Annotated in this window: 21 protein-coding genes; 14 read left to right on the top strand and 7 right to left on the bottom strand. The window is 32.1% G+C overall.

Features of this window, described 5'->3' with window-relative positions:
• Window positions 1–59: 59 nt before the first annotated feature.
• The gene (gene gdhA, locus LNQ49_RS13835) at window positions 60–1,403 is read right to left on the bottom strand and encodes an NADP-specific glutamate dehydrogenase (protein ID WP_039113147.1); all 1,344 of its coding nucleotides are present in this window, start codon (window positions 1,401–1,403) and stop codon (window positions 60–62) included.
• 323 nt (window positions 1,404–1,726) lie between these two features.
• Between gdhA and LNQ49_RS13830 the strand changes: the two genes are divergently transcribed.
• On the top strand, window positions 1,727–2,521 hold the full coding sequence (locus LNQ49_RS13830) for a THC0290_0291 family protein (protein WP_229989555.1): 795 nt from the start codon (window positions 1,727–1,729) through the stop codon (window positions 2,519–2,521).
• A 70-nt stretch (window positions 2,522–2,591) separates the two neighbouring features.
• Here LNQ49_RS13830 and LNQ49_RS13825 read toward each other — a convergent pair whose 3' ends face one another.
• Window positions 2,592–3,734, bottom strand: coding sequence for a cystathionine gamma-synthase (locus tag LNQ49_RS13825; protein ID WP_229989554.1), 1,143 nt, complete (start codon window positions 3,732–3,734; stop codon window positions 2,592–2,594).
• Between the two features lie 104 nt (window positions 3,735–3,838).
• On the opposite strand from LNQ49_RS13825, the gene LNQ49_RS13820 reads away from it, so the two are divergent.
• Window positions 3,839–4,582, top strand: coding sequence for a DUF3298 and DUF4163 domain-containing protein (locus LNQ49_RS13820; RefSeq protein WP_229989553.1), 744 nt, complete (start codon window positions 3,839–3,841; stop codon window positions 4,580–4,582).
• A 26-nt stretch (window positions 4,583–4,608) separates the two neighbouring features.
• Here the strand turns inward: LNQ49_RS13820 and LNQ49_RS13815 are convergent, their stop codons facing one another.
• The 3 genes from LNQ49_RS13815 to LNQ49_RS13805 all read right to left on the bottom strand — a co-directional run bounded on the left by LNQ49_RS13815 (window position 4,609) and on the right by LNQ49_RS13805 (window position 7,584).
• The gene (locus LNQ49_RS13815; protein ID WP_229989552.1) at window positions 4,609–5,754 is read right to left on the bottom strand and encodes an ATP-binding protein; all 1,146 of its coding nucleotides are present in this window, start codon (window positions 5,752–5,754) and stop codon (window positions 4,609–4,611) included.
• A gap of 88 nt (window positions 5,755–5,842) precedes the next feature.
• Window positions 5,843–6,598, bottom strand: coding sequence for an SDR family NAD(P)-dependent oxidoreductase (locus LNQ49_RS13810; RefSeq protein WP_229989550.1), 756 nt, complete (start codon window positions 6,596–6,598; stop codon window positions 5,843–5,845).
• Window positions 6,599–6,711: 113 nt separating this feature from the next.
• Window positions 6,712–7,584, bottom strand: coding sequence for an aldo/keto reductase (locus LNQ49_RS13805; protein ID WP_229989549.1), 873 nt, complete (start codon window positions 7,582–7,584; stop codon window positions 6,712–6,714).
• A gap of 212 nt (window positions 7,585–7,796) precedes the next feature.
• Between LNQ49_RS13805 and LNQ49_RS13800 the strand changes: the two genes are divergently transcribed.
• The 8 genes from LNQ49_RS13800 (at window position 7,797) to LNQ49_RS13765 (ending at window position 17,155) form a co-directional block, all read left to right on the top strand.
• On the top strand, window positions 7,797–8,801 hold the full coding sequence (locus LNQ49_RS13800) for an AAA family ATPase (protein ID WP_229989547.1): 1,005 nt from the start codon (window positions 7,797–7,799) through the stop codon (window positions 8,799–8,801).
• A gap of 79 nt (window positions 8,802–8,880) precedes the next feature.
• Window positions 8,881–9,744, top strand: a complete 864-nt coding sequence (locus LNQ49_RS13795) for a DUF58 domain-containing protein (RefSeq protein ID WP_229989546.1) — start codon at window positions 8,881–8,883, stop codon at window positions 9,742–9,744.
• Window positions 9,745–9,883: 139 nt separating this feature from the next.
• Window positions 9,884–11,515 (top strand): hypothetical protein, encoded by a 1,632-nt coding sequence (locus LNQ49_RS13790; RefSeq protein ID WP_229989544.1) that lies wholly within the window; start codon window positions 9,884–9,886, stop codon window positions 11,513–11,515.
• Window positions 11,515–12,516, top strand: a complete 1,002-nt coding sequence (locus LNQ49_RS13785) for a vWA domain-containing protein (protein WP_229989542.1) — start codon at window positions 11,515–11,517, stop codon at window positions 12,514–12,516. The genes LNQ49_RS13790 and LNQ49_RS13785 overlap by 1 nt, the downstream gene beginning before the upstream one ends.
• A 74-nt stretch (window positions 12,517–12,590) precedes the next feature.
• A complete protein-coding gene (locus LNQ49_RS13780; protein ID WP_229989540.1) occupies window positions 12,591–13,625 on the top strand; it encodes a VWA domain-containing protein in 1,035 nt (344 codons plus the stop codon).
• A gap of 50 nt (window positions 13,626–13,675) precedes the next feature.
• Window positions 13,676–14,452, top strand: coding sequence for a tetratricopeptide repeat protein (locus LNQ49_RS13775; RefSeq protein ID WP_229989538.1), 777 nt, complete (start codon window positions 13,676–13,678; stop codon window positions 14,450–14,452).
• Between the two features lie 105 nt (window positions 14,453–14,557).
• Window positions 14,558–16,312, top strand: coding sequence for a BatD family protein (locus tag LNQ49_RS13770; protein WP_229989536.1), 1,755 nt, complete (start codon window positions 14,558–14,560; stop codon window positions 16,310–16,312).
• Between the two features lie 93 nt (window positions 16,313–16,405).
• Window positions 16,406–17,155 (top strand): tetratricopeptide repeat protein, encoded by a 750-nt coding sequence (locus LNQ49_RS13765; RefSeq protein WP_229989535.1) that lies wholly within the window; start codon window positions 16,406–16,408, stop codon window positions 17,153–17,155.
• A 149-nt stretch (window positions 17,156–17,304) separates the two neighbouring features.
• On the opposite strand, the gene LNQ49_RS13760 is transcribed toward LNQ49_RS13765, so the two are convergent.
• Both LNQ49_RS13760 and LNQ49_RS13755 read right to left on the bottom strand, forming a co-directional pair.
• Window positions 17,305–17,874: a 5-formyltetrahydrofolate cyclo-ligase gene (locus tag LNQ49_RS13760; RefSeq protein WP_229991336.1), complete on the bottom strand. Its 570-nt coding sequence runs from the start codon at window positions 17,872–17,874 to the stop codon at window positions 17,305–17,307.
• Window positions 17,861–18,841, bottom strand: a complete 981-nt coding sequence (locus LNQ49_RS13755) for a succinylglutamate desuccinylase/aspartoacylase family protein (protein WP_229989533.1) — start codon at window positions 18,839–18,841, stop codon at window positions 17,861–17,863. Before LNQ49_RS13755 ends, LNQ49_RS13760 begins: the two co-directional genes overlap by 14 nt.
• 101 nt (window positions 18,842–18,942) lie before the next feature.
• On the opposite strand from LNQ49_RS13755, the gene LNQ49_RS13750 reads away from it, so the two are divergent.
• The 4 genes from LNQ49_RS13750 (at window position 18,943) to LNQ49_RS13735 (ending at window position 24,325) form a co-directional block, all read left to right on the top strand.
• Window positions 18,943–19,470: a hypothetical protein gene (locus LNQ49_RS13750; protein WP_229989532.1), complete on the top strand. Its 528-nt coding sequence runs from the start codon at window positions 18,943–18,945 to the stop codon at window positions 19,468–19,470.
• A gap of 110 nt (window positions 19,471–19,580) precedes the next feature.
• Window positions 19,581–21,377 (top strand): excinuclease ABC subunit UvrC, encoded by a 1,797-nt coding sequence (gene uvrC, locus LNQ49_RS13745; protein ID WP_229989531.1) that lies wholly within the window; start codon window positions 19,581–19,583, stop codon window positions 21,375–21,377.
• A 4-nt stretch (window positions 21,378–21,381) separates the two neighbouring features.
• Entirely contained in the window at window positions 21,382–21,882 is a 501-nt protein-coding gene (locus tag LNQ49_RS13740) for an XAC2610-related protein (RefSeq protein ID WP_229989530.1), read from the top strand.
• Between the two features lie 73 nt (window positions 21,883–21,955).
• Window positions 21,956–24,325 carry a patatin-like phospholipase family protein gene (locus LNQ49_RS13735; RefSeq protein ID WP_229989529.1) on the top strand — a complete coding sequence of 790 codons (2,370 nt, stop codon included), beginning with the start codon at window positions 21,956–21,958 and terminating at the stop codon, window positions 24,323–24,325.
• Window positions 24,326–24,472: the final 147 nt, after the last annotated feature.

The following is a 24,472-nucleotide window of genomic DNA, read 5'->3' as shown; positions in this document are numbered from 1 at the left end:
AAATAAAAAATGCCTCCTATTCGAAACTCGAATGGAGGCATCTTAATTGTATATAAAAACTATACTACTCCTTGAGCAAGCATAGCATCTGCTACTTTTACAAATCCAGCAATATTAGCACCTTTAACATAATTTACGTAACCATCTGCACCAACACCGTATTTCTTACATTGGTTATGAATTCCTACCATTATATCTTTTAGTCTAAGATCAACTTCTTCACTAGTCCAGTTTAAACGAATTGAGTTTTGAGTCATTTCTAATCCAGATGCAGCAACCCCACCTGCGTTTGCAGCTTTTCCTGGCGCAAAAAGAACTTTTTTACCTACAAATTGTTTTATTGCATCAAGTGTACATGGCATATTCGCTGCTTCAGTAACACATAAAACTCCATTTGCAATTAATTTCTTAGCATCTTCTTCGTTCAATTCATTTTGAGTAGCACAAGGAATAGCAATATCCACTTTTACTTCCCATGGGCTTTTTCCTTTATGGAATTGAGCATTTGGATATTTCTTAACATACATTTCTGCTCTGTTATTTCCACTAGCTCTCATTTCGACCATATGTTCGATTTTCTCTCCAGAGATTCCCTCTTCATCATAAATATATCCATCAGGCCCAGAAATTGTTACCAATTTTCCACCTAATTCATTTATCTTCAAAGCTACTCCCCAAGCAACGTTTCCGAAACCAGAAATCGCAACTCTTTTTCCTTTAATCTCATGTCCGATAGTACGCAACATTTGATCCGTAAAATATACCACACCGTATCCAGTAGCTTCTGGTCTGATTAATGAACCACCATAAGCAATTCCTTTACCAGTTAAAACTCCTGTAAACTCATTTTTGATTCTTTTGTATTGACCAAATAAGTATCCAATTTCTCTAGCTCCTACTCCAATATCTCCTGCAGGAACGTCTAAATCTGGTCCAATATGACGACATAATTCTGTCATAAATGATTGGCAAAAACGCATAATCTCACCATCTGATTTTCCTTCTGGATCAAAATCAGAACCACCTTTTCCACCTCCCATAGGAAGTGTTGTTAAACTGTTTTTGAAAACTTGTTCAAAAGCCAAAAACTTTAAAACTGATAAATTTACTGTATGGTGAAATCTAATTCCTCCTTTATATGGTCCGATTGCTGAATTCATCTGAATTCTGAATCCTCTATTTACTATAATTTCTCCTTTATCATCAACCCACGGAACTCTAAAGATGATAGAACGTTCTGGCTCTGCAATTCTAAGAAGTAAATTCTTCCCATCATATTTTTTTTGTTCAGCAATGAATGGAATTACTGTTTCAGCAAATTCTCTAACTGCTTGAATGAATTCAGGTTCGTTTGGATTTTTTGACTCTACAAGAGCCATAAATTCATTTATTTTTTGTTTCATTTTATAAAAAATTATCAAATAAATTAATCTTATTATTTACTCAACCAAAATAACAAAAAACTCACATAAAAGTTGTCTTTTGTTATTTTGCACAAATATACATCTAATAAAGAAATTGGGCTTATTATTTCGCAATTTATAAGTAGAATTATGTTATTAATACCAATTTTTTAAAATACATATTTTTAAAGCAATGTCTTACACGAAAACGTTATAGTTTTCAAGACAAAAAGACACACTTCTTACTAATTATATTTTTTTTGAAAATTTTATGATTTCTTAGAGATATTTATATCTTTGCCCGGATTAGAAAATTAAACAGAATGTTAAAAAGCACAATAATATCATTATTAATTTCGTTTATTTTTTCACACAATTTAGAGGCCCAATCTAGACTGGCACATGAAATCGGCGTTATAGCCGGACCTATTTCATTCAAGTCTGATTATGGGCAAAGAGATGATTTTTCAACTAATGTTGGAAACACAGGATTCGGTATTGGTCTTGTCCATTTTTTAAACTTTTCATACAATTCTAGACGAGAAAATTATTTTAATGAACACTTTAAAGTTCGTTCTGAAATTTCATTCAACCAAACCAATTTAGAACATTTTGGAGCAACTGTAGATGGCAACCCTAACAAACTTGGTGTTAAACAACTCAAAGCTATGAGCGGAAAATCAACATTAGCGAATGTTGGTTTCCAATTAGAATATTCTCCATTCATGAGAATACATGCTTATGAAAATACTATTGGAGGATTTAGCCCTTATATAAGTGCAGGAGTTCAGTTTAGTTATTACAACACCAAAGTGAGTTCAACGTTGGGTCCCTTAGGAAATACCGCAAGTACTTTTTACAAATACCTAACCCCTTCAGATGGACATAAATATGGTTTTTCTAGCCAAAGAGGAACCGTTTTATCAGTTACCTATGGAGCTGGAGTACATTATAAATTAGCTCCTTTACATGATTTATTATTCGAGGTCAGATTTCAATATTACAACTCTGACTGGATTGATGGACTAAACCCAAACAAAGACATATATAAAGAGAACAAATCCAATGACAATCAAATCTGGTTTAATTTTGGATATGTATACTACCTAGATTTTTAAAAACATCACATATAAAACAAAACCCCAACATTTAATAAATGTTGGGGTTTTTATATTTTAAGCTTATTTATTATTCTAAAGCTTGTTTCAAATCCGCAATTAAATCTTCTGCATCTTCTATACCAACACTTAATCGAACTAAATCATCCGTAATTCCAACTTCTTTTCTCTTATCTGCCGGAATCGAAGCATGTGTCATTAAAGCAGGATGATTTGCTAAAGACTCTACACCTCCTAGCGATTCGGCCAAAGTAAATACTTTTAATTTTTCTAAAAAGTCAATCGAATCTTCTTTTTTACCCGAAACAAAAGTAAAAGAAACCATTCCTCCGAAAGCTTTCATTTGCTTTTTGGCAATTTCATGAAACGGATGACTAGGTAAACCTGGATAATAAACAGTAGCTATTTTAGGATGATTGCTTAAAAATTCAACCACTTTTTCTCCATTTTCACAATGTCTTTGCACACGTAAATGAAGTGTTTTAATTCCTCTCAAAACCAAGAAACTATCCATTGGGCCTAGAGTTGCACCAGTAGCAAATTGCTGAAAATGCAATTGATCTCCCAAAGCCTCATCTTTTACAATTAAAGCTCCTGCAATAACATCTGAATGTCCTCCTAAATATTTAGTTGCAGAATGCATTACAATATCTGCTCCTAAATCAAGAGGTTTTTGTAAATATGGTGTTGCAAAAGTATTATCTACTGCAAACAATATTTTTTTCTCTTTAGTGATTTTAGCAATCTCTTGAATGTCTGCCAACTTCATTAATGGGTTAGTTGGAGTTTCTACCCAAACCAACTTTGTATTTTCGTTTATCAAAGACTTAAATTTTGCGATATCATTCATATCTACAAAATGGAATTTTATTCCTGAATCTTTATAAATACGAGTAAACATACGATATGTCCCTCCGTATAAGTCATCCATAGCAATGATTTCATCACCTGCTTTAAATGAACGTAAAATACAATCAGTGGCAGCCAATCCTGATGAAAAAGCCAATCCACGTGTTCCATTTTCAATACTAGCCAAAGCATTTTCAAGAGCTGTTCTAGTAGGATTTGAAGCTCTACTATACTCATAATCTCCTAAAGGCTGTCCTGGGCTTGTTTGAATAAATGTCGATGTTTGATATACTGGAGGCATTACTGCTCCTGTACTTGGATCATGATGCTGTCCACCATGTATAACTTTTGTATTGAATTTCATATCTTTATATTTTTGTAACTCTAAAATGTTTTACAAATTTACCCTTTAATTTATTTTAATCAAGTTACAAGTTAATACCTTTGTAATTAATTAACATTTTCAAGATGAGACATTATACTTTTTTACTCGTAACCTTTTTTGTTTTAACAAGTTGCACTAGAGAACTTTCGTTTAAAGAACAAACGTTTGAAAAGAAATCGACTTTACCTTGTAAAAGCAATTGTCCACAAATTAGCTTAAAAATTCCAATTGCTCAAAATGCTCCAATCGCAGCAGATAGTATTAATAAAAAAGTGTTTTCTGTTTTAAAAGAAATCGTTTATTTTGGAGAAAAACCTTTTGAATCCACTGACTACAATAACTTAACAACTTCCTTTATTGACTCTTATGAAGAGATGCATAAAAAATTCCCTGATGACAAATTCGGCTGGGAAGCCAAAATTGAAGGCAATGTAGAGTACCAGTCAGATAGTATCTTAAACATAAAAATTAATCACTACACCTTTACTGGTGGCGCTCATGGCTACCAAGGATACCGTTCTTTATTATTTAATCCAAAAACAGGAAAAACAATTACAAATAACCAATTATTTGTAAACGAAAAAGATTTTAAAACTTTTGCAGAAAAACAATTCAGAGCAAAATATAAAATTCCTGCTACCGGAAGTATTAATGCGACTGGCTTAATGTTTGAAAATGAAAAATTCAATCTGCCTTTAAATATTTTTTACACAAAAGAAGGACTATTACTTTATTACAATTCTTATGAAGTCGCTTCGTATGCTGATGGTCCAAAAGAATTACTATTACCTTATGAAAAAGTTAGTAGCTACTTGGCTTTTAAATAATTAACTCTTTAAAATAAAAAAAAATATTACTGCACTACATCATATTTCATCTTTCGCAAGATTCGTAAAGCTTCTTTAAAAGATAGATAAACCTGTGTAAAAGGCTTTAAAAGTAGCTTTGCATCAATTAATTTTTGCTTAGCATCTTCAAAACCATTGAGATAACAAATCATAAAAGTAGAAGGCAAATTCTCTAAGTCTAACATTTCTCGATTAGACAAGACCTGTCCTTTTTGTAATTTGGCTAGTAATGCGATATTGGAATTATATATATGAAACAGCATTTTTCTATTAAACTCCGGTGGCTGAAAAAGTATTTCTCTATCAATTTTATAATAACCGTTATCAAAAAAATGAATAGTTTGTTGCTCCAACGGATAATAACTAGTTTTATCATTTAGTCCTAACGGAACGTATTCAAGAATAGTAAAAGTATCCTCATTATAAGTAATGGTAACCACATCCTGAGCGGAATAAAACAGCTTGATTTGTTCGTTTATCAATTCGATATCTACTCTGGATAAAAATGTTTTATCACGAGATTTATTCGGAACACCAGCCCAACAAATCACAAATAACTCTTTGAAAACTTTATACTTTGGCGACATATCTTTATGTCGAAAATTCATAAAATCAATTACACCGTCTAACGTATACTCTATACTATTGCGTGAATTATTTTCGATTCCGATTACCGTCTCAGTATTCTGATAATTTTTCTCAACTTCTCCTTCTTCAACTGGAACCGAATTACTTCCTCGCCTAATAAAAACGCTATTGGCAATAATGGTATGAATTCCTTTTTTAAAATAAGATACTTTTCTTTTAGGTTTAATTGTAACTAATCCTACTACCTTATCCTTTGGAAGATTCGGAAAAGGTACATTTTCATATTGAATTTTTGGTGGATTTTCAAGAAAAGCATTGACTAGATTCTGAATTCTACTATCGTCAAAAAAATCATCCCCTACAATCTCATTATCATGATCCTCAACCCCTACAACTATATAAGAATTATTCGTTGGATTAGAATTGGATAACGCACAAATGTGTTTTAAAAACTTAGCTTTCCCTTCACGAGAATGCAAATTCAATTGCCTTTTTTTATCATAAAAACTACTCTCATCATTATGTGCGAGCAAATTTTTTATTAAAAGGCGCTTATTAATCATAGAATTAAACTTGTTAGATTATTGGACTTCCGATTTCTAGACAATTACAAATCTATGACTCTAAGAAGTCTAATAATCTAAAAATGTATTAAATATTTTTATTAACGATTGTCGATGAAGCTTGAGCCGTACTCATAACAACCAAATCGGCAATATTCACATGATACGGTCTTGAAACCACAAAATGAATAATATCAGCAATATCTTCCGCTTGTAGTGGAGTAAATCCTTTATAAACATTAGAAGCTCTATCGGCATCTCCTTTAAAACGCACTTCACTAAATTCCGTTTCAACCATCCCTGGGTGAATTGCTCCTACTTTTATTCCGAATGGATTCAAATCTATGCGCATTCCTTGACTAATAGCATCAACAGCGTGTTTTGTACCACAATACACATTCCCGTTAGGATATACTTCTTTGGCAGCAGTAGATCCAATATTGATAATATGCCCAGATTTTCTTGCAGTCATTTGTGGTATAATCGCTTTAGAAACATATAAAAGTCCTTTCACATTTATATCAATCATAGCATCCCAATCCTCTAAATCACCAGTTTGAATCGGATCCAATCCATGTGCATTTCCTGCATTATTAATAAGAACATCAATATCAGAAAACGACTCTGGCAACGAACCAATGCACTCTAAAACGGCTTTTTTATCACGAACATCAAATGCTAAAATATGCACTTCAGTATATTCTGAAAGTTCTTTCTCCAGCTCTGTCAATCGATCTTGTCTTCTTCCGCAAAGAATAACTTTATAATTGTTTTTGGCTAATATTTGTGCTGTAGCTTTACCTATACCACTTGTTGCTCCAGTTATTAAAGCTGTTTTTTTCATTCTCTTTTATTTTTAACACATAGAAATATTGATTTTATTTCTAGAAAACTATATTTCTATGTGTTTATTTTTAATTTATAACATCTGGAAATCAAAATAATGTAAACTAAAATTTAAGGCACATCATCGCCCATGCTTTCTGTCCAGATAGCAAACCAATCTTCTTTTTCTAATTGTAACTCTACAGCTTTCATCAAAGCTTGAATTCTAGCTACATTTACTGTTCCAGCAATAGGAATAGCTTTTGCAGGATGACTTAAAATCCAACTTAGCAAAATAGTATCTGAACCTAAGCTATATTTAGAAACCAATGTTGCCAATAATTTCTTTAATCTTCTTGTTTTTTTATTGTCTTCTCTAAAAATAGTACCTAATGGATTCCAAGACATCGGACGAATTCCGTGCATTTGCATATAATCAAAACTACCGTCTACCATCGGTTCAAAATTTGTAGCCGAGAATTGCACTTGATTATAACTAACCTCTATTTTTTGACGAATTAATTCTGTCTGTGAAGTTGTAAAATTTGACAATCCAAAATCAACAATTTTACCCTCTGTTCTAAGCTTTTCAATAGCTTCAGCGATTTCATCAGCTTGCATTAAAGGGCTAGGTCTATGTAGTAAAAAAACATCTAAATAATCAGTTTTTAGATTCTTCAAAGAATTTTCTACAGACCAAATGATATATTCTTTCGAATAGTCGTAATGCTTAATTGTATTTTTTCTATTTTCGGCTATCATCTGAATTCCACACTTAGAAATCAGTTGTAATTTCTCTCTTGAGATTTTACTTGCCGCGAATGCTTTTCCAAAATCAGCTTCGGTGGTATAGGAACCATAAATATCAGCAAGGTCAAAGGTGCTTATTTTATTCTCTAAACATACTTGGATAAGATTTTCCATTTCGTTTGGACTCAGGTTTTTATCCCAAACTCCCCAATTCATAGTGCCCACAATTATAGGCGATAATAGTGTTTTGCTCATGGTAATATAACATTATTTGTAGTAATAAATCTTGCTTTCTAAAGCATAATCATCAAAGTTCTTAAAAATATAAAAATAGAATCACAATTCGTCCTTAAAATTAGAGCTTTGTCTGAAGTTTTAACCATTCTTTAACATCTTACTTCTCAAAAAATATTCAATTTGCACTCTCAAAAGTAAGGCATTAAATTCAAGGTTTTAAAAATATTTATATGGAAGAAAATACAACGACTTTAGACATTAGAGCGATCAATGAAAAAATCGAAAGAGAAAGTGCTTTTATAGACCTTCTCACAATGGAAATGAACAAAGTTATTGTGGGTCAGAAACATATGGTCGAACGTTTGTTAATTGGACTTCTTGGTCAAGGCCATATTTTGCTAGAGGGAGTTCCTGGATTAGCAAAAACTCTTGCCATAAATACACTGTCACAGGCAGTGCAAGGTTCGTTCAGCCGTATTCAATTTACACCCGACTTATTACCTGCCGATGTTGTTGGTACGATGATTTACAACATTAAGCAAAATGAATTTTCTATCAAAAAAGGACCAATCTTCGCTAATTTTGTCCTTGCCGATGAAATTAACCGTGCTCCAGCCAAAGTACAATCAGCACTTTTGGAGGCGATGCAAGAAAAACAAGTTACCATTGGGGACACTACTTTTAAACTAGATCGTCCGTTTTTAGTACTAGCAACTCAAAACCCTGTTGAACAAGAAGGAACATACCAACTTCCAGAAGCGCAAGTCGATCGTTTTATGCTTAAAACTGTAATTGACTATCCAAAAATGGATGAAGAGCGTTTAGTAATTCGTCAGAATCTAAAAGGAAGTTACGAAAAAGTAAACCCTGTTGTTTCTGTAGACCAAATTTTACGTGCACAAGAAGCTGTTCGTGAAGTTTATATGGACGAAAAGATAGAGAAATATATTCTAGATATTATTTTCGCAACACGTTACCCTGAAAAATACAAACTAGCCGATTTAAAACCACTTATCAGTTTTGGAGCATCTCCACGTGGAAGTATCAACTTAGCCAATGCTGCTAAATGTTACGCTTTTATTAAACGTCGTGGATATGTAATACCGGAAGATGTTCGTGCAGTTGTACACGATGTATTACGTCACAGAGTAGGTATCACTTACGAAGCAGAGGCTGAAAATATAACTTCTGTAGACATCATCAATAAAATTGTAAACGAAATTGAAGTACCTTAAAAAATAGTTTTCGGTTTTCATTCTCAGTAAAGAAATTAAAACTTATTGAGACTGAAAACTGCGACTGAAAACTAAAAAAATGGATACAAAAGACCTGTTAAAAAAAGTACGTAAAATAGAAATAAAAACCAAAAGATTGAGCAATCATATCTTTTCGGGGGAGTATCATTCTTCATTTAAAGGACGAGGAATGACTTTTAGCGAAGTGCGTCAATACCAATATGGTGATGACATACGTGCTATCGATTGGAACGTAACTGCACGTTATAATGAAGCTCACGTAAAAGTTTTTGAAGAAGAACGCGAGCTTACCATGGTACTTATGGTAGACATTTCGGGTTCTGAAAATTTTGGTTCAAAAAGTCAGTTTAAAAAAGATATCGTAACCGAAATTGCCGCAACAATGGCGTTCTCGGCAACACAAAACAATGATAAAATAGGCTTGATTTTATTTTCGGATGTAATCGAATTGTATATTCCACCTAAAAAAGGAAGATCTCACGTATTACGTATCATCCGTGAATTAATCGAATTTGAGCCTAAAAGTCATAAAACTGATGTTGCTCAGGCATTAAAATTTTTATCGGGTACACAAAAAAAGAAAGCGATTGTTTTTATGATTTCTGATTTCATGTCTGATGATTATGAACATACATTGAAAATTGCTTCCAAAAAACACGATATTACTGGCATTCGAGTATATGACATACGAGAAGAAAAAATACCAAATATCGGAATGGTTTCTATGCTTGATGCCGAAACTGGCAAAACGCAATTAATCAATACTGGCTCAAAAACAATACGTACTAACTATGAAAAACATTACCATAGTAAAGTAAATTATTTTAAAGAAACTTTTAGTAAATCGGGTGCTGGTGTTGTAAATACTCGTGTTGATGAAAGTTATGTAACCAAATTATTAGGCTATTTTAAATCGAGATAAAGAAATTGGATTATTAGACTTCTTAGATTTAAACAAAATCTGAAGACAAAAATTAAAAAATAAAATTCGCTTAAACCTGTAACATTAATGTTCCTATTTAAGCATTCATTTTAGACTAAAATCTGAAATCGTTAATCAAATGAAATTAAAACTTTACATATTTTTATTCTTGCTCTCTGCAACTGTTTTTGCACAACAAAAACAAATTGAGACTAGCATAGATACTACTAAAAATAAAATTGGAGCTGAATTTAAGTTAACACTTAAAACTACGGTCGACTCTAAGTCGAAAGTTGTTTTTCCTAAACTTAAAACTATTGGCCCACTTGAGGTAATTAAATCATATCCAATTGATACTGTCAAAAAAGATGATCGTTATGAATTGATTAAAAAATATGGCTTAACACAATTTGATTCTGGAAGATATACGATTCCAAGCATTCAAATCCTTATTGATAAAAAACCTTACCTATCTGATTCTATTCGAGTAGAAGTTGCAAATGTGAAGGTAGACACTTTACAACAAAAAATGTATGACATTAAAGACATTACTAAAGTTGAAGATGAGATTGGCGACTGGTGGAAATACCTTTTGGCTCTCGTTTTAATTTTAGGAATTGGTGCTTTAGTATATTGGTTGATCAAAAAAAGACAACAGAAAAAAATCGAAGAAGAAATTTATAAAACTCCTATCGAGAAAGCAACTAGTTTACTTAATACATTAGAGAAAAAAGAACTTTGGCAAAAAGGTGAAGTCAAAGCATATTATAGTGAATTAACCGATATCGCTAGAAATTACATTGAGGAAGCAATAGAAATTCCTGCAATGGAAAGCACTACTTCTGAATTAATACAAGGTATTAGAGCAGCTTCTGTAAAAAAGAAAATGACACTAACACCCGAGACTGTCGAAAACTTAGAACGAGTACTAAAACAAGCCGATTTAGTAAAATTTGCAAAATCTAAACCATTAGATTTTGAAATTACTGATGACCGAAATAAAATTCAAAAAGTAATTCTTACTCTTGACAGTGCAATTCCTGTTGAAGTAGTTGTTGAAGAAGACACTTTATTAAATGAAGCTCAAAGACAAAAACAAATAAAACTTCAATTACTAAAAAAACGCAACAAACGCATTGCTTTATCTGTAGCAGCAGTTTTATTCTTGATAATTGTTGTAACTGGCTATTTTATCGCGACTAAAGGCTTTACTTATGTAAAAGACAATATCATAGGACATCCATCTAAAGAACTATTAGAAGGCGAATGGGTAAAAAGTGAATATGGAAATCCAGGTATATTGATTGAGACTCCAAAGGTTTTAAAACGAATGGATTTAACCAAAACCTTACCGAAAGAAGGTTTAGCCCTAATTAAAGAAATGCAATCTTTTGGATATGGAAGCTTAGTAGATAATTTCTCATTGATGATTTCTACTTTAAAATACAAAAAAGAAACTCAAATTGATTTATCAAAATCACTAGAAGTTACCCTCAAAACTATCGAAGCTCAAGGAGCTCGAAACATGATTGTAAAAGAAGAAGACTTTGAAACTAAAGAAGGAATTCGTGGAATCAAAGGATATGGAACATTCTCTAGTATAGATGAAGGCAGCAAATCAAGCACCAAAATGTATTACGAGATTCTTTTATTTAGCCAAGAAGGCGGGTTACAACAAATAATGATTTTCCACGAAGAGGGAGACACTTATGCTAATGATATTGCAGACCGCATATTAAACTCAGTAGAACTAAAAAAAGCAACTAATTAATGGATAAAATAACTTTTTTAAACCCTGAGTTTTTCTGGTTGTTTCTTTTGATTCCCATTGCAATTGCTTGGTTATTCTGGAAAAGAAATCAGCAATCGGCAACGTTAAAAATGAGTTCATTGCAAGGTTTTAAATCCTCAGAATCATTGCTGGCAAAACTAAAACCATTTTTGGGCGTATTTCGAATTTTAGCATTAAGTTCATTGATAATTGCACTTGCAAGACCTAGAACGGTAGATGTAAGCAACAAGACAAAAACAACAAAAGGAATAGATATTGTAATGTCTATAGACGTTTCTGGAAGTATGCTTGCTCGAGATTTAAAGCCAGATCGTATGCAAGCACTTAAAAAATTAGCTTCTGAATTTGTGGTTGAAAGACCAAATGACAGAATTGGAATTGTTTTATATGCATCTGAAGCCTATACTAAAATACCTGTAACAAGTGATAAAGCAATTATACTTGAAGCTATTAAAAGTATAAAGTACGACAATGTTTTGGTAGATGGAACAGGAATCGGAATGGGACTAGCAACAGCCGTAAACAGACTTAAAGATAGTAAAGCCAAAAGCAAGGTGATTATCTTAATGACAGATGGTGTTAATAACGCAGGATTTATTGAACCCGATACTGCAGCAGATATTGCAAAACAGTACGGAATCAAAGTATACACAATTGGAATTGGAACTAATGGAATGGCCGAATTCCCGTATGCAATTGCTCCTAATGGACAGTTTCTATTTAGAATGATGAAAGTAGAAATTGATGAGCAAATGATGAAAACTATTGCAAACAAAACTGGAGGAAAATATTTTAGAGCTACAAGTAATGAAAAACTAGCCTCTATTTATAATGAGATTAATAAACTGGAAACAACCGAAATCGAAGAATTAAAATTCTATGATTACGATGAAAAATTCCGCCCTTTTGTAATACTAGCAGGTATATTGCTATTATTGGAAATTGGATTACGAAATACTGTTTACAGAAGCTTTATATAATGTTACCGTTTTCAGTCACAGTTTTTAAAGAATTAACAAAGGCATTGATTGAAAGTGAAAACTAGAATTAAAAAATGGAATTAGACGAAAAAAAATATTTATACCTTCTTATACTGCTTCCAATTTTGGCTTGCATTTTCTTTTTCAATATGTACTGGAAAAGAAAAAAACAACGTGAATTTGGAGATTTGGAATTAGTAAAAAAACTAACTCCTGAGCATTCTGTTTTTAAACCATTTTTAAAATTAGGAGTTATCCTTTTGGCTTTAGCAACACTAATTTTAGGATTGGTTAATCCAAAAATTGGAACAAAAATGGAAACTGTGAAACGAGAAGGAATCGATATTGTGTTTGCAGTAGACGTTTCTAAAAGTATGCTCGCAGAAGATGTCGCTCCAAGTCGTTTAGAAAAAAGTAAACAACTAGTTTCACAAATCGTCAACCAGTTAGGGAATGACCGAATCGGAATTGTAGCCTACGCAGGAAGCGCATTTCCAGTTTTACCAATTACCACCGACTATAGCGTTGCCAAAATGTTCTTGCAAAGTATGAGTCCAGATATGGTTTCATCACAAGGAACATCTCTTGACGAAGCTATACGATTATCAGCAACTTATTTTGACGAAAAAAGCAAAACAAGCAAACTCTTAATTTTGATTTCTGATGGTGAAGATCATTCTGAAGGAGCCGAAGCCGCAGCTGAAGAAGCCAACAAATTAGGAATGAAAATCATTACTATTGGTATTGGAACTGAAAAAGGAGCTACAATCCCATTGAAAAAAAATGGTGTTGTCGAACGTTTTCAAAGAGATAACAATAACCAAATTGTTATAACAAAACTAAATCAAGAAGGCTTAAAAGCTATTGCGAAAGCAACTAAAGGGGGCTATGTTTATGGCGGTAGCACGAAAGAAGTCTTAGATTATGTAAAAAATGCTTTAGACAATATCCAAAAAACAGAATTTGAAGCTACACAAATGGCCGATTTTCAATCACAGTTCCAATGGTTTATTGGTATTGCATTTATTTTACTGTTCATTGATCTATTCTTATTAGAAAGAAAAACAAATTGGATAAAAGAGTTGAATTTATTTAACGAAAAAAAATAATTGTTTCAAGACAGTTAGTATCTTTTGAAACAAAAAACAAAAAAATTAGAATGAGAAATTTACTTCTATATATTTTATTAACGCTTTCTTTGACCATTTCGGCTCAAGAAAAGGATAAAGCGTTGCCAAAAGCTAATGAAGAATATACACAGAATAAATTTGCAGATGCAGAAGCTAATTATAGAGTTTCGCAATCTAAATTTCCAAATCGTACCGTTGCGCCTTATAACTTAGGAAATGCTATTTATAAACAAAACCAAGCAAGCGAAGCCAAATATGCCTATGCAAAAGCTATAAAAAATGCCAAAACACCGTCTCAAAAACACAAAGCTTTTCATAACCTTGGAAATGTTTTCATGAAAGAGAAAGATTATGGTCAAGCAGTCGAGGCCTATAAAAATGCATTACGTAACAATCCTTCTGATGATGAAACACGTTATAACTATGCATTGGCAAAGAAAATGCTAAAAGAGAATCCTCCTAAACAAGATAAAAACAAAGACAAGAATAAAGACAAGGACAAGGATAAGAAAGACGACAAAAAAGACGGCGATAAAAACAAAAAAGACGACAAAGGCGATAAGGACAAAGATAAAAAAGATGACAAGGGCGATCCTAATAAAGATAAAAAAGACGGAAAAGATGATAAAGGGGACCCTAAAAAAGAAGATAACAAAGGAGAGCCAAAACCTGCACCTGGAGGAATATCAAAAGAACGTTTACAGAATCTTCTAGACGCCGTAAATAATGAAGAAAAGAAAATTCAAGACAAAGTAAATGCTCAAAAAGTAAAAGGAGCTCCTAAAAAAACAGAGAAAGACTGGTAAATATAAGATGAATCCTTACTGTGTTCATTTAAAATTAGAACACAGCAAACGATTAAACAATTAAACTTTTAAAAACAAACGGTTAAAAAAACTGACAAACAAGTAATGAAAAGATATTTAATTCTATTACTATTAAGTTTCCAAGGGCTTATGGCTCAAGTACAATTTGAAGCCAGAGTAAGCAAAACTACGCTTGGTCTAAACGAAAGACTTCGAATTGACTTCATTATGAACGTTGATGGCGATAATTTTGTTCAACCTTCATTTGATGGTTTTCGAATTGTTGGAGGACCAAGTCAACAAGTCAGTCAATCATGGGTAAACGGAAGAAGTTCATTTGAAAAAATTTATTCTTATTTTTTATTACCAAACCAAAAAGGAAGTCTTGTAATAAGACAAGCTGCAATAGAATATAACGGTCAGATTTACAAAACTTCGCCAATAAAAATAAATGTTACTGCTGCTGTCGCACAGGAAAGAGACCCTAATGATCCTCAACAAATATCTGCTGATGATAATCTATATTTAGTAGCAGACATTTCTAAAACGACACCCTACATAAATGAACCTATTACTGTGGTTTATAAATTATATTTCAGTCACAACATTGGTATCACAAGTTGGAGAGAATTAGACAAACCAAAATACAATGATTTTTGGAGTCAGAACATCGACATAAAACAACTTGTTGCAGAGGAAGGTATGTTTAAAGGAGAAAGATATCGTTATGTAGTACTTAGAAAGACTGTATTATATCCTCAGAAATCAGGAAAACTAGTAATCGAACCACTATCATTAGATATTGATGTACAATTGCCTACCAACCGAAGAAATATGTTTGGACAGGTTGTAATTACAGAGGGTAACAAACGTGTATCTGCTGGTACAAAAACAATCTATGTAAAAGCACTTCCTGAAACCACCAAACCAGAAGGATTCTCAGGAGCTGTTGGCCGATTTGATTTCAAAGTAACTCCATCTAAAACAACATTAAAAAATGGAGAAAGCTTAGAGCTAATAGTTAGTGCTGCTGGTAGCGGAAACATGAAACTGTTTACTTTACCAAAACCAGTTGTGCCAAATGCTTTGGAAATGTATGACCCCGTACATGATGAAAAAGTAAATACAACTCTTAGTGGCATGTCAGGGAAAATTTCTGATACCTATACCATAATACCACAATACAAAGGGAATTATGCCATAAAACCTATGCAATTCTCATATTTTGACTTAAATACAGGAAGCTATAAAACAATTACTTCTCCAGAAATAATGGTAAACGTTCTTGATGGTCCAACACCATCAGACGCTAATGTAGCATCTAGTCCAACAGCAAAAAATAAAGTATCAGCTAATGAGCAATTCAAATACATCAAACTGAAAAGCAATTTCGTCTCAGTCGCAAAAGATGATTTCTATGGTTCTAATTTATATTATGCATTATTATTTGTACCATTCTTAATTTTACCAATTATTGTTTTGGCTAAAAAGAAAAAAGAAGCAATCGATGGTGATATCACTGGAAACAGAATTAGAATGAATAATAAACTAGCCAAGAAATATCTATCACAAGCTAAAAAACAAATCAATAATAAAGAGGCCTTTTACATTGCGCTTGAAAAAGCAATGCATAATTTCTTGAAAGCCAAATTACATATTGAGACATCAGAAATGAGCAAGGATAATATCAAAGAACTTTTGTTATCTAGAAAAGCAAATCCAGAATCAGTTCAGAATTTCATTAACCTGACAGAAAACTGCGAGTTTGCACGATATGCACCAGCATCTAGTGCTTCTATCCAACAAGATTTTGATAAAGCAGTATTGATAATTTCAGAATTAGAAAAACAAATTGTTTAATGGTTTTTAACCCAAAAGCACGCTAAAAATTAAATTTAGCTTATGCAGAATCGAGATTCAAAAAGTTAAAATTCTTATTACATATCACTAAAAATGAAAAACATTCTTTTATATCTATTCTTATTATTATCCCAAGTTTTCTTTGCTCAAAATAGCTTTGAAAAAGGAAATGCTTTATATCAAAAAGGGCAATACGAACAGGCTGTTCAAGAATATGAAAATGTTATAAAAACTGAAAAAAAACAATCAGCTGAATTGTATTTTAATTTAGGTAATTGTTATTATAAGCTAAATAAAGTTGCACCTGCAATATATAATTACGAGAAAGCCTTAGTCTTGAAACCTAATGATATTGGGACGTTAAACAATTTAAAATTTGCAAAAAAGCTAACTATCGACGAAATAAAAGAAGTTCCTAAAGTAGGCTTTGCAAAACTCATCCGAAACTTTACTGGAATATATCATTACAATACCTGGGCATGGATTTCTGTAAGCATAGCAGTATTGTTTTTACTATTCTTTATTGGCTATTATTTTTCACAACGTACACGTACAAAAAGAGTTTATTTTATTGGTATGTTTTTAATATTACTTGCTTTACTAGTAAGTATAATATCTGGATTTTTAGAAAAAAGCCATTTCGATAATGAAAGACCCGCAATCGTATTTTCCGAAATTGCTGAAGTACGCAGCGAGCCACAAAAGGCTGGATCTCCTATTCTAACACTTCATGAAGGAGCAAAAGTATATGTAAAGCAGTCATTACAAAACTGGAAAAAAATTGAATTGACTGATGGAACTGAAGGCTGGATAGAAAGTTCGGCTGTAAAAGAAGTCAAATAATCTTTTATAAAGCCATAAGAAACATCAATTTATATGTTTCTTATGGTAAATATATTCTGTCATACATTCAACAGTTACTCATTCAAATTTATAAGTTTAAACTGTGAGCAAAGCGTAAAACTTATTTACTGACTTTGTGGTTAAAGAATCTAAAATTGATAAACCTTCTTTGGAGTGACGCAATAATCAAGTTTTACATCCCCTTCAAATACATCTTTAATCTCCGTTTCGGCTTCAAAAAAAGACAGCCCTATTTTTATAGTTTCAGGTTTACATTCTGATAAAAATTTATCATAAAATCCCTTTCCGTATCCTACTCTATTCCCAAAAGTATCAAAAGCCAAAAGAGGAACAAAGACAACATCAATTTTACTTGATGGAACTTCCAAACCGTCTACAGGCTCAGGAATATTATATTCGTTCTTTTTTATTTTTGTGTTATCTGTAAGCAAATAATGAGTCATTTTTCGAGTTTCAAAATCACTTTTAGAAACTACAATTTCCTTATCTTTTCCTGCAAGTAAATGCAAGATAAATTCTGTATTTACTTCATTATGCTCAACTATTGGTAAGAAAACATGAAAATAAGTTTTATCCCAAATTGGTAAGGAAAGAACATGGTTAGCAATTATCAAACTAATTTCATCTATATCCTCTTCTGTAAACTGTTTTCTCAATCCTTTTTTTTGTAAGCGTAATTCTTTTTTAGTTGTCATCATCATCTAGATTGGTTTTGGACATATGATAAATAGCATCACCTTCGTATACAATCGGAGAATGATTTGCATTAATAATATAACCATCATGCGGCGCTTTTACCTTTCTTTCAAACTTACCGAATGGATCGGTAATAATTGCTAAAATAGTACCCTTTTTAACAAACTTTCCAATTGTATCATAGTCATGTAATAACCCAGAACATTTAGCTCGCAGCCATACCGATTTCTCAATATAAATAGAAGGTTTCTCTGGAGCTTCAACAAAATGGCCTGCATCTAGCATTCTCAAATGAGATAATAAACGCTTAACACCATCAATCCCAATATTGGCAATATCATGATTAATATCCAATGATTTTCCTCCTTCAAAAAGTAACATTTTCACTTTTAATTTTTCGCTTATACTTCTAAACGAGCCCGAAATATTTTTAGAATACAACGTAAAAGGCGCACTAAATACGTCGGCTAGTATTTTTAAATCCATATTGTTTTCAGAAAGTCTGATCTGTGGCGCATTAAAGCGGCTTGCACCACCTGCATGAAAGTCTACTGCATAATCAACAATTGGTAATACATCATTAACAATATGATAAGCAAATCGACTAGCTAAAGATCCTTTTTTGCTTCCAGGAAAAACACGGTTTAAATCGCGTCCATCAGGAAACTCACGAGCTTTATTTACAAAACCGTACATATTTATAACTGGAATACAAATAATAGTTCCTCTTTGAGGGCGATTTATTCTCTTGCTAATTATCTGGCGAACAATTTCTACACCGTTAATTTCATCCCCATGAATTCCTGCCGAAAAAAGTACTACAGGCCCTTCAACCTTAGAACGTCTTACAATAACAGGAATATTAAGTTTGGTTGTAGTATGCAGTCGGGCTATTTCGACATTGATGGTTTTACTCTCACCTGGTAAAATGGATTCTCCAAAAATCACCAATGGTATACTGTTTCTCATATTCAATAATAAAAGCTAAATATAGAAATTATATTTTATATTTGTATATTTGACATTTAACGCAAAATTTCCTAAGTAGAATCATTTAACCTATAACACAAATGAAGAAAATTGCAATTTTATTTGGTGCATTAACTCTATTGATTTCTTGCATGAGCAAAGAAGAAAAAATGAAAGAAGCAGAAGCTGATGGAAACGAAGCAATCGCTGTAAAATCTAAACTAATAGAAGGCGCCGGAAAAGCACTTCAAGAACAAGGAAAAGAAGCTGCCAAAAGCGCTTCAAAAGGAATTGGAGATGTAATTAAAGGGATAAATTCAGGGATAACCGAAAGTATAAATACATCAAAAGTAATTTCTGAACCCGCTTTTAAAGCTAACTTCGAAGAGTGCAAGGCTGAGAAAATCTATGGAGCAGATACTGATAAGCAAAAAAAAGTAACTATTTACTTGATTGCTAAAAATGACTTTAAAGGGAATATAATTTTAAAAGCATTTGACGCCAACAAAAAAGAGATAGGTAGAAGTAGCTTGGAAGTTGATATTAAAAAAGATAATGCCAAATATGTAGACTTCTCATTTGACGAAAGAACCCATTTATTACAAACGGAATACTTTACGATAAAGTAAAACACATAATAATAAAAAAGAGTCCGTTTTCTATAGAAAACGGACTCTTTTTTATTTGAAGAAAATCAAAAGAATTATATATATTAAACTCAAAAGTTTAATTTTGTTATATGCATACTCCTCTCGAACTCCAAATCCAAACCTTACCAGATAACCCTGGCGTATATCAATATTATGATAAAGATGGAAAAATTTTATATGTAGGTAAAGCAAAAAATTTAAAGAAGAGAGTTTCCTCCTATTTCAATAAAATTCATGATACTGCCAAGACCAATGTTTTGGTAAAAAAAATAGTAACGATAAAGCACATTGTAGTTCCTACAGAAACTGATGCACTTTTATTAGAAAACAATCTTATAAAAACCTTACAGCCCCGTTATAATGTATTATTACGAGATGATAAGAGTTACCCTTGGATTTGTATAAAAAAAGAACCTTTTTCTCGAATATTTTCTACACGTAGAATGGTAAAAGATGGTTCTGAATATTTTGGTCCCTATACCAGTTTTAAAACAGTACATACGATTTTAGATCTTATTAAAGAGCTTTACCCACTTAGAACTTGCAATTATGATTTGAGCCAATCAAATATTAATAGCGGAAAATTTAAAGTGTGTTTAGAATTTCATATTGGTAACTGTAAAGGTCCATGTGAAGGATTAGAAACACTAGAAGATTATCAAAAACAAATCGATGCAATTCGCGAAATCTTGAAAGGTAATTTCAAAGAAAGTATGAAAGATTTCAAGCGCCTTATGACCCAATTAGCACAAGATTTACGATTTGAAGAAGCTCAAAAAATAAAAGAAAAAATAGAAGTACTCGAAAATTATCAATCGCGATCAACCATTATAAATCCAAAGATTACCAATATTGATGTGTTTTCAATAATTTCGGATGAAAGTTCAGCCTATGTCAATTTTCTTCAAATCTCACACGGTTCTATTATTCGTTCACATACTTTAGAAATCAAAAAGAAATTAGACGAAACTGATGAAGAATTACTCGAACTAGCTATAATAGAACTTCGTGAACGATTCCAATTACTCTCCAAAGAAATAATTGTCCCTTTTGAAGTTGATTTAGGAGAAAATATTAAGGTTACTGTTCCGCAATTGGGCGATAAGAAACAAATTCTAGATCTATCAATTAGAAACGCTAAATTTTACCGAATCGAACAACTCAAACAGTTACAAATTGTAGATCCGGATCGTCATACTAAACGAATAATGGCACAAATGCAAAAAGATTTGCGTTTGCCTGTTGAACCCCGTCATATAGAATGTTTTGATAACTCTAATATACAAGGAACAAATCCTGTTGCGGCTTGTGTCGTTTTTAAAGATGGAAAGCCTAGCAAGAAAGATTATCGCCATTTTAATATAAAAACCGTCGAAGGTCCAGATGACTTTGCGTCTATGACCGAAGTAGTATACCGCCGTTACAAAAGATTACTAGAAGAGAATGAACCATTACCACAACTTATTATTATCGATGGTGGAAAAGGACAATTATCATCAGCCTTAAAAAGTATAGATGAGCTGGGTTTACGTGGTAAAATTACAATAATTGGTATCGCCAAACGCCTTGAAGAATTATTTTACCCAGGCGATTCGATACCGTTGTATCTAGACAAAAAATCTGAAACATTAAAAGTAATTCAGCAATTAAGAAACGAGGCACATCGATTCGGGATTACATTTCATCGTGACAAACGTAGCAAAGCTGCATTAAATTCCTCTATCGAAAGCATTCCTGGAATTGGCGAAAAAACAATGCTCGCATTAATACAGCATTTCAAAAGTGTTAAACGATTAAAACTAGCAACTGAAAAAGAAATAGCAGATGTTGTAGGTCCATCAAAAGCAAAAAAAATCACTTCCTTTTACAATAACAATAAATCATAACCAAATGAAAATAATATTCTTGAGCATTTTTATATTGTTTTCATACCATTCTTATAGTCAAGAAAACATTGAATTTTATCAAAAAGATAAAACACAGATAAGAATAAAAGTAATAGGCGATTTCGAAAAATTAGAAATTACCAATTCTAAAAACAATAAAACACAAGTTATAGATAGCCTTGAAACATCTATTACAGGTAAACAAATGCATCTAGTGATCGAAGATTACAATTTTGATGGTTATACCGATTTTGCTTACTATCATCTTGATGATGGAATGGGAGTCTATACAATATACCAAATATTCACATATAACCCTGAGAGTAACTATTTTAAAAAATTAAGAATCCCTTCAAACTATAGTTCAAAATGTGATGAATTTTGCGACATACAAGTAAACAAAAAAGAGAAAACACTCCTTTCAAGTTGTCGAGGAGGTGCACGATGGCATACAGATATCTGGAAATTCGATAAAAATAAAAACCTAACGTTATTAAAAAAATAATGTTATTAAAACAAGAATGACATATAGAATTCAATAAAATTCCCGACTTTTACAAAACAAACCAGCTATTTCTATGAGCCTCACCCAGCTGTTCAATATAAACACTCGATTAAAAAGCATTTTTTCTACTACAAAAAAAGGAGCTTCATGGGTCGCTCTAATTTTACCAGAAAAAACAACTCTTATTCAGTCGCAAATTTCCATTCCCATCTGGGGCATAAAAACATTAGCAATATTGCTATTATTTGGGTACACACAAAACACATTTGCACAAGACACTATAAAAAAAACGATTGGTGACAGTTTATATCGTCCGAAAATAGGACTAGTATTAAGTGGTGGTGGTGCTAAAGGATTTGCTCATATTGGTGTCTTAAAAGTACTAGAAGAAGCTGGGGTAAAAATAGATTTTATAGGCGGTACCAGTATGGGGTCAATCATTGGAGGTCTATACGCATCTGGATACAGTGCTACTCAGATTGATTCTATTTTTAAAAGAACAAACTTCGATGATTTAATAAATGATTATATCCCAAGATCATCTAAAAACTTTTACGAAAAAAGGAATGACGAATTATATGCTGTAATTTTACCTTTTAGTAATTTTAAAATTGGTATTCCCGAGGCTCTTTCTAAAGGGATGTATAACTATAATTTATTAAGCAGTCTAACTCGAAATGTAAGACATATTAGAGATTTTAATAAATTACCTACTCCATTTTTATGTATCGGTACTAATATTGAAACTGGCGAACAAGTATTGCTAAACAAAGGTAATTTGGCACAAGCTATGATTGCCAGTGCTGCATTTCCTTCCTTATTCTCACCTGTAGAGATAGACGGAAAACTTCTTGTAGATGGAGGAGTTGTAAATAATTATCCCATAAAAGAAGTACGAAATTTAGGAGCAGATATTATCATAGGTGTCGATGTACAAGATGATTTGCTAGACCGACATAAACTTAAAGATGCTACCCGTATATTAGTTCAAATTACCAATCTTCAATCTATCGATAAGATGAAGAGAAAAATAAAAAATACCGATATTTATATCAAACCTGATATTAAAGAATATGGTGTAATCTCATTTGACAAAGGGGAACAAATTATTCGCAGAGGAGAAGATGCTACTTTTTCAGTTTATGAAAAAATCAAAGCGTTAGTCGAAAAGCAAGGCTATTATAAAAAACCAGAATTAAAAGTTGCTTCTGACACCCTAAAAATAGAAAATATAAATTGCAATCATTTAGACAATTATACTGACGAATACATAACAAGTAAACTACGTTTTAAGGCTGGATCAAAAATAACTTATGCTGATCTTATAAAAGGAGTCAATAATATTAATGCCACTCAAAACTTTAGTGCCATTTCCTATTCATTAGATCCTAATAACTCTAGAGACGACCTAAATTTAACATTAAAAGAAAATCCAACGCAAACCTATCTAAAGTTTGGTTTACACTATGATGGCCTATACAAAAGTGCAATTTTAGTAAATCTAACCCATAAAAAAACACTTTTTAAAAATGACATTACTTCATTAGATATAATTTTAGGAGATAATTTTAGATACAATTTAGACTATTATATCGAGAATGGATTCAATATTAGCTTTGGATTCAAATCAAGATTATCACAATTTAACCGAAACATAACCTCCGAATTAAGTAATCCCCTTAGCAAGAGCATAGACCAAAATTTAGTTAATGTTGATTTTATGGATATAACTAATGAAGCTTATTTTCAAAGTATTTTTGTTCAAAAATTCTTAATTGGTGGTGGAGTTGAGTATAAATATTTAAAAATAAATTCGAAGACATCAACCACTATCGACTCTAATATCGACAAAAGCAGCTATTTTAGTTTATTTGGCTATATGAATTATGACAGTTTCGATAACAAAGATTTCCCTAAAAGAGGATGGGGGTTTTCAGGTAATATTCAATCTTATTTATTTTCATCTAATTACACAAAAACATTTGAACCTTTCTCTACTGCAAAAGCAGAAATTGGTATTGCTAAAACAATATTCAACAGAGCTACCATCGTATTTAAAGCCAATGCAGGTTTAACTTTTGGACAAACAAGTGTCCCTTTTTTCAACTATGTTATGGGAGGATACGGCTATCAAAAATTAGATAATTTTAATTATTTCTACGGATATGATTTTCTAAGTGCTGCAGGAAATAGCCTCATAAAAACCGATATAACTTTTGATTATGAGATTTTCAAAAAAAATCATATTAATTTCGCTGCTAACTTCGCAAACCTTGGAGACAACATTTTTGAAGGTGTTGAATGGATATCTGTACCAAAGTATACAGGCTACGCTGTAGGTTACGGTTTAGAAACAATGTTAGGCCCTATAGAAGTAAAATATTCTTGGTCTCCCGAGAACACAAAAGGCTACACTTGGTTTAAAATAGGTTTTGTGTTTTAATTTCAATTTAATTCAATAAAAATTACGACATTTGTTATAATGAAAACAAAATGGGCAGGTTTATTAGATTATTTACAATTCCTTATTAAGAGAAATCCGGAGTAATGGTTTCGAATTGGGGGTAATTGGTCAATTAGAAAATAAACT

Source organism: Flavobacterium pisciphilum, from assembly GCF_020905345.1.
Lineage (GTDB): Bacteria > Bacteroidota > Bacteroidia > Flavobacteriales > Flavobacteriaceae > Flavobacterium > Flavobacterium pisciphilum.
This window is presented reverse-complemented; position numbering and strand designations above follow the sequence as displayed.

Coding starts and splice junctions, on each gene's coding strand:
- LNQ49_RS13770 (WP_229989536.1), top strand. CDS start 14,558: ATGAAAAGATATTTAATTCTATTACTATTAAGTTTCCAAGGGCTTATG.
- LNQ49_RS13750 (WP_229989532.1), top strand. CDS start 18,943: ATGAAGAAAATTGCAATTTTATTTGGTGCATTAACTCTATTGATTTCT.
- LNQ49_RS13790 (WP_229989544.1), top strand. CDS start 9,884: ATGAAATTAAAACTTTACATATTTTTATTCTTGCTCTCTGCAACTGTT.
- LNQ49_RS13820 (WP_229989553.1), top strand. CDS start 3,839: ATGAGACATTATACTTTTTTACTCGTAACCTTTTTTGTTTTAACAAGT.
- LNQ49_RS13785 (WP_229989542.1), top strand. CDS start 11,515: ATGGATAAAATAACTTTTTTAAACCCTGAGTTTTTCTGGTTGTTTCTT.
- LNQ49_RS13740 (WP_229989530.1), top strand. CDS start 21,382: ATGAAAATAATATTCTTGAGCATTTTTATATTGTTTTCATACCATTCT.
- LNQ49_RS13735 (WP_229989529.1), top strand. CDS start 21,956: ATGAGCCTCACCCAGCTGTTCAATATAAACACTCGATTAAAAAGCATT.
- LNQ49_RS13775 (WP_229989538.1), top strand. CDS start 13,676: ATGAGAAATTTACTTCTATATATTTTATTAACGCTTTCTTTGACCATT.
- LNQ49_RS13765 (WP_229989535.1), top strand. CDS start 16,406: ATGAAAAACATTCTTTTATATCTATTCTTATTATTATCCCAAGTTTTC.
- LNQ49_RS13800 (WP_229989547.1), top strand. CDS start 7,797: ATGGAAGAAAATACAACGACTTTAGACATTAGAGCGATCAATGAAAAA.
- LNQ49_RS13795 (WP_229989546.1), top strand. CDS start 8,881: ATGGATACAAAAGACCTGTTAAAAAAAGTACGTAAAATAGAAATAAAA.
- LNQ49_RS13780 (WP_229989540.1), top strand. CDS start 12,591: ATGGAATTAGACGAAAAAAAATATTTATACCTTCTTATACTGCTTCCA.
- LNQ49_RS13825 (WP_229989554.1), bottom strand. CDS start 3,734: ATGAAATTCAATACAAAAGTTATACATGGTGGACAGCATCATGATCCA.
- uvrC (WP_229989531.1), top strand. CDS start 19,581: ATGCATACTCCTCTCGAACTCCAAATCCAAACCTTACCAGATAACCCT.
- LNQ49_RS13755 (WP_229989533.1), bottom strand. CDS start 18,841: ATGAGAAACAGTATACCATTGGTGATTTTTGGAGAATCCATTTTACCA.
- LNQ49_RS13810 (WP_229989550.1), bottom strand. CDS start 6,598: ATGAAAAAAACAGCTTTAATAACTGGAGCAACAAGTGGTATAGGTAAA.
- LNQ49_RS13830 (WP_229989555.1), top strand. CDS start 1,727: ATGTTAAAAAGCACAATAATATCATTATTAATTTCGTTTATTTTTTCA.
- LNQ49_RS13805 (WP_229989549.1), bottom strand. CDS start 7,584: ATGAGCAAAACACTATTATCGCCTATAATTGTGGGCACTATGAATTGG.
- LNQ49_RS13815 (WP_229989552.1), bottom strand. CDS start 5,754: ATGATTAATAAGCGCCTTTTAATAAAAAATTTGCTCGCACATAATGAT.
- gdhA (WP_039113147.1), bottom strand. CDS start 1,403: ATGAAACAAAAAATAAATGAATTTATGGCTCTTGTAGAGTCAAAAAAT.
- LNQ49_RS13760 (WP_229991336.1), bottom strand. CDS start 17,874: ATGATGACAACTAAAAAAGAATTACGCTTACAAAAAAAAGGATTGAGA.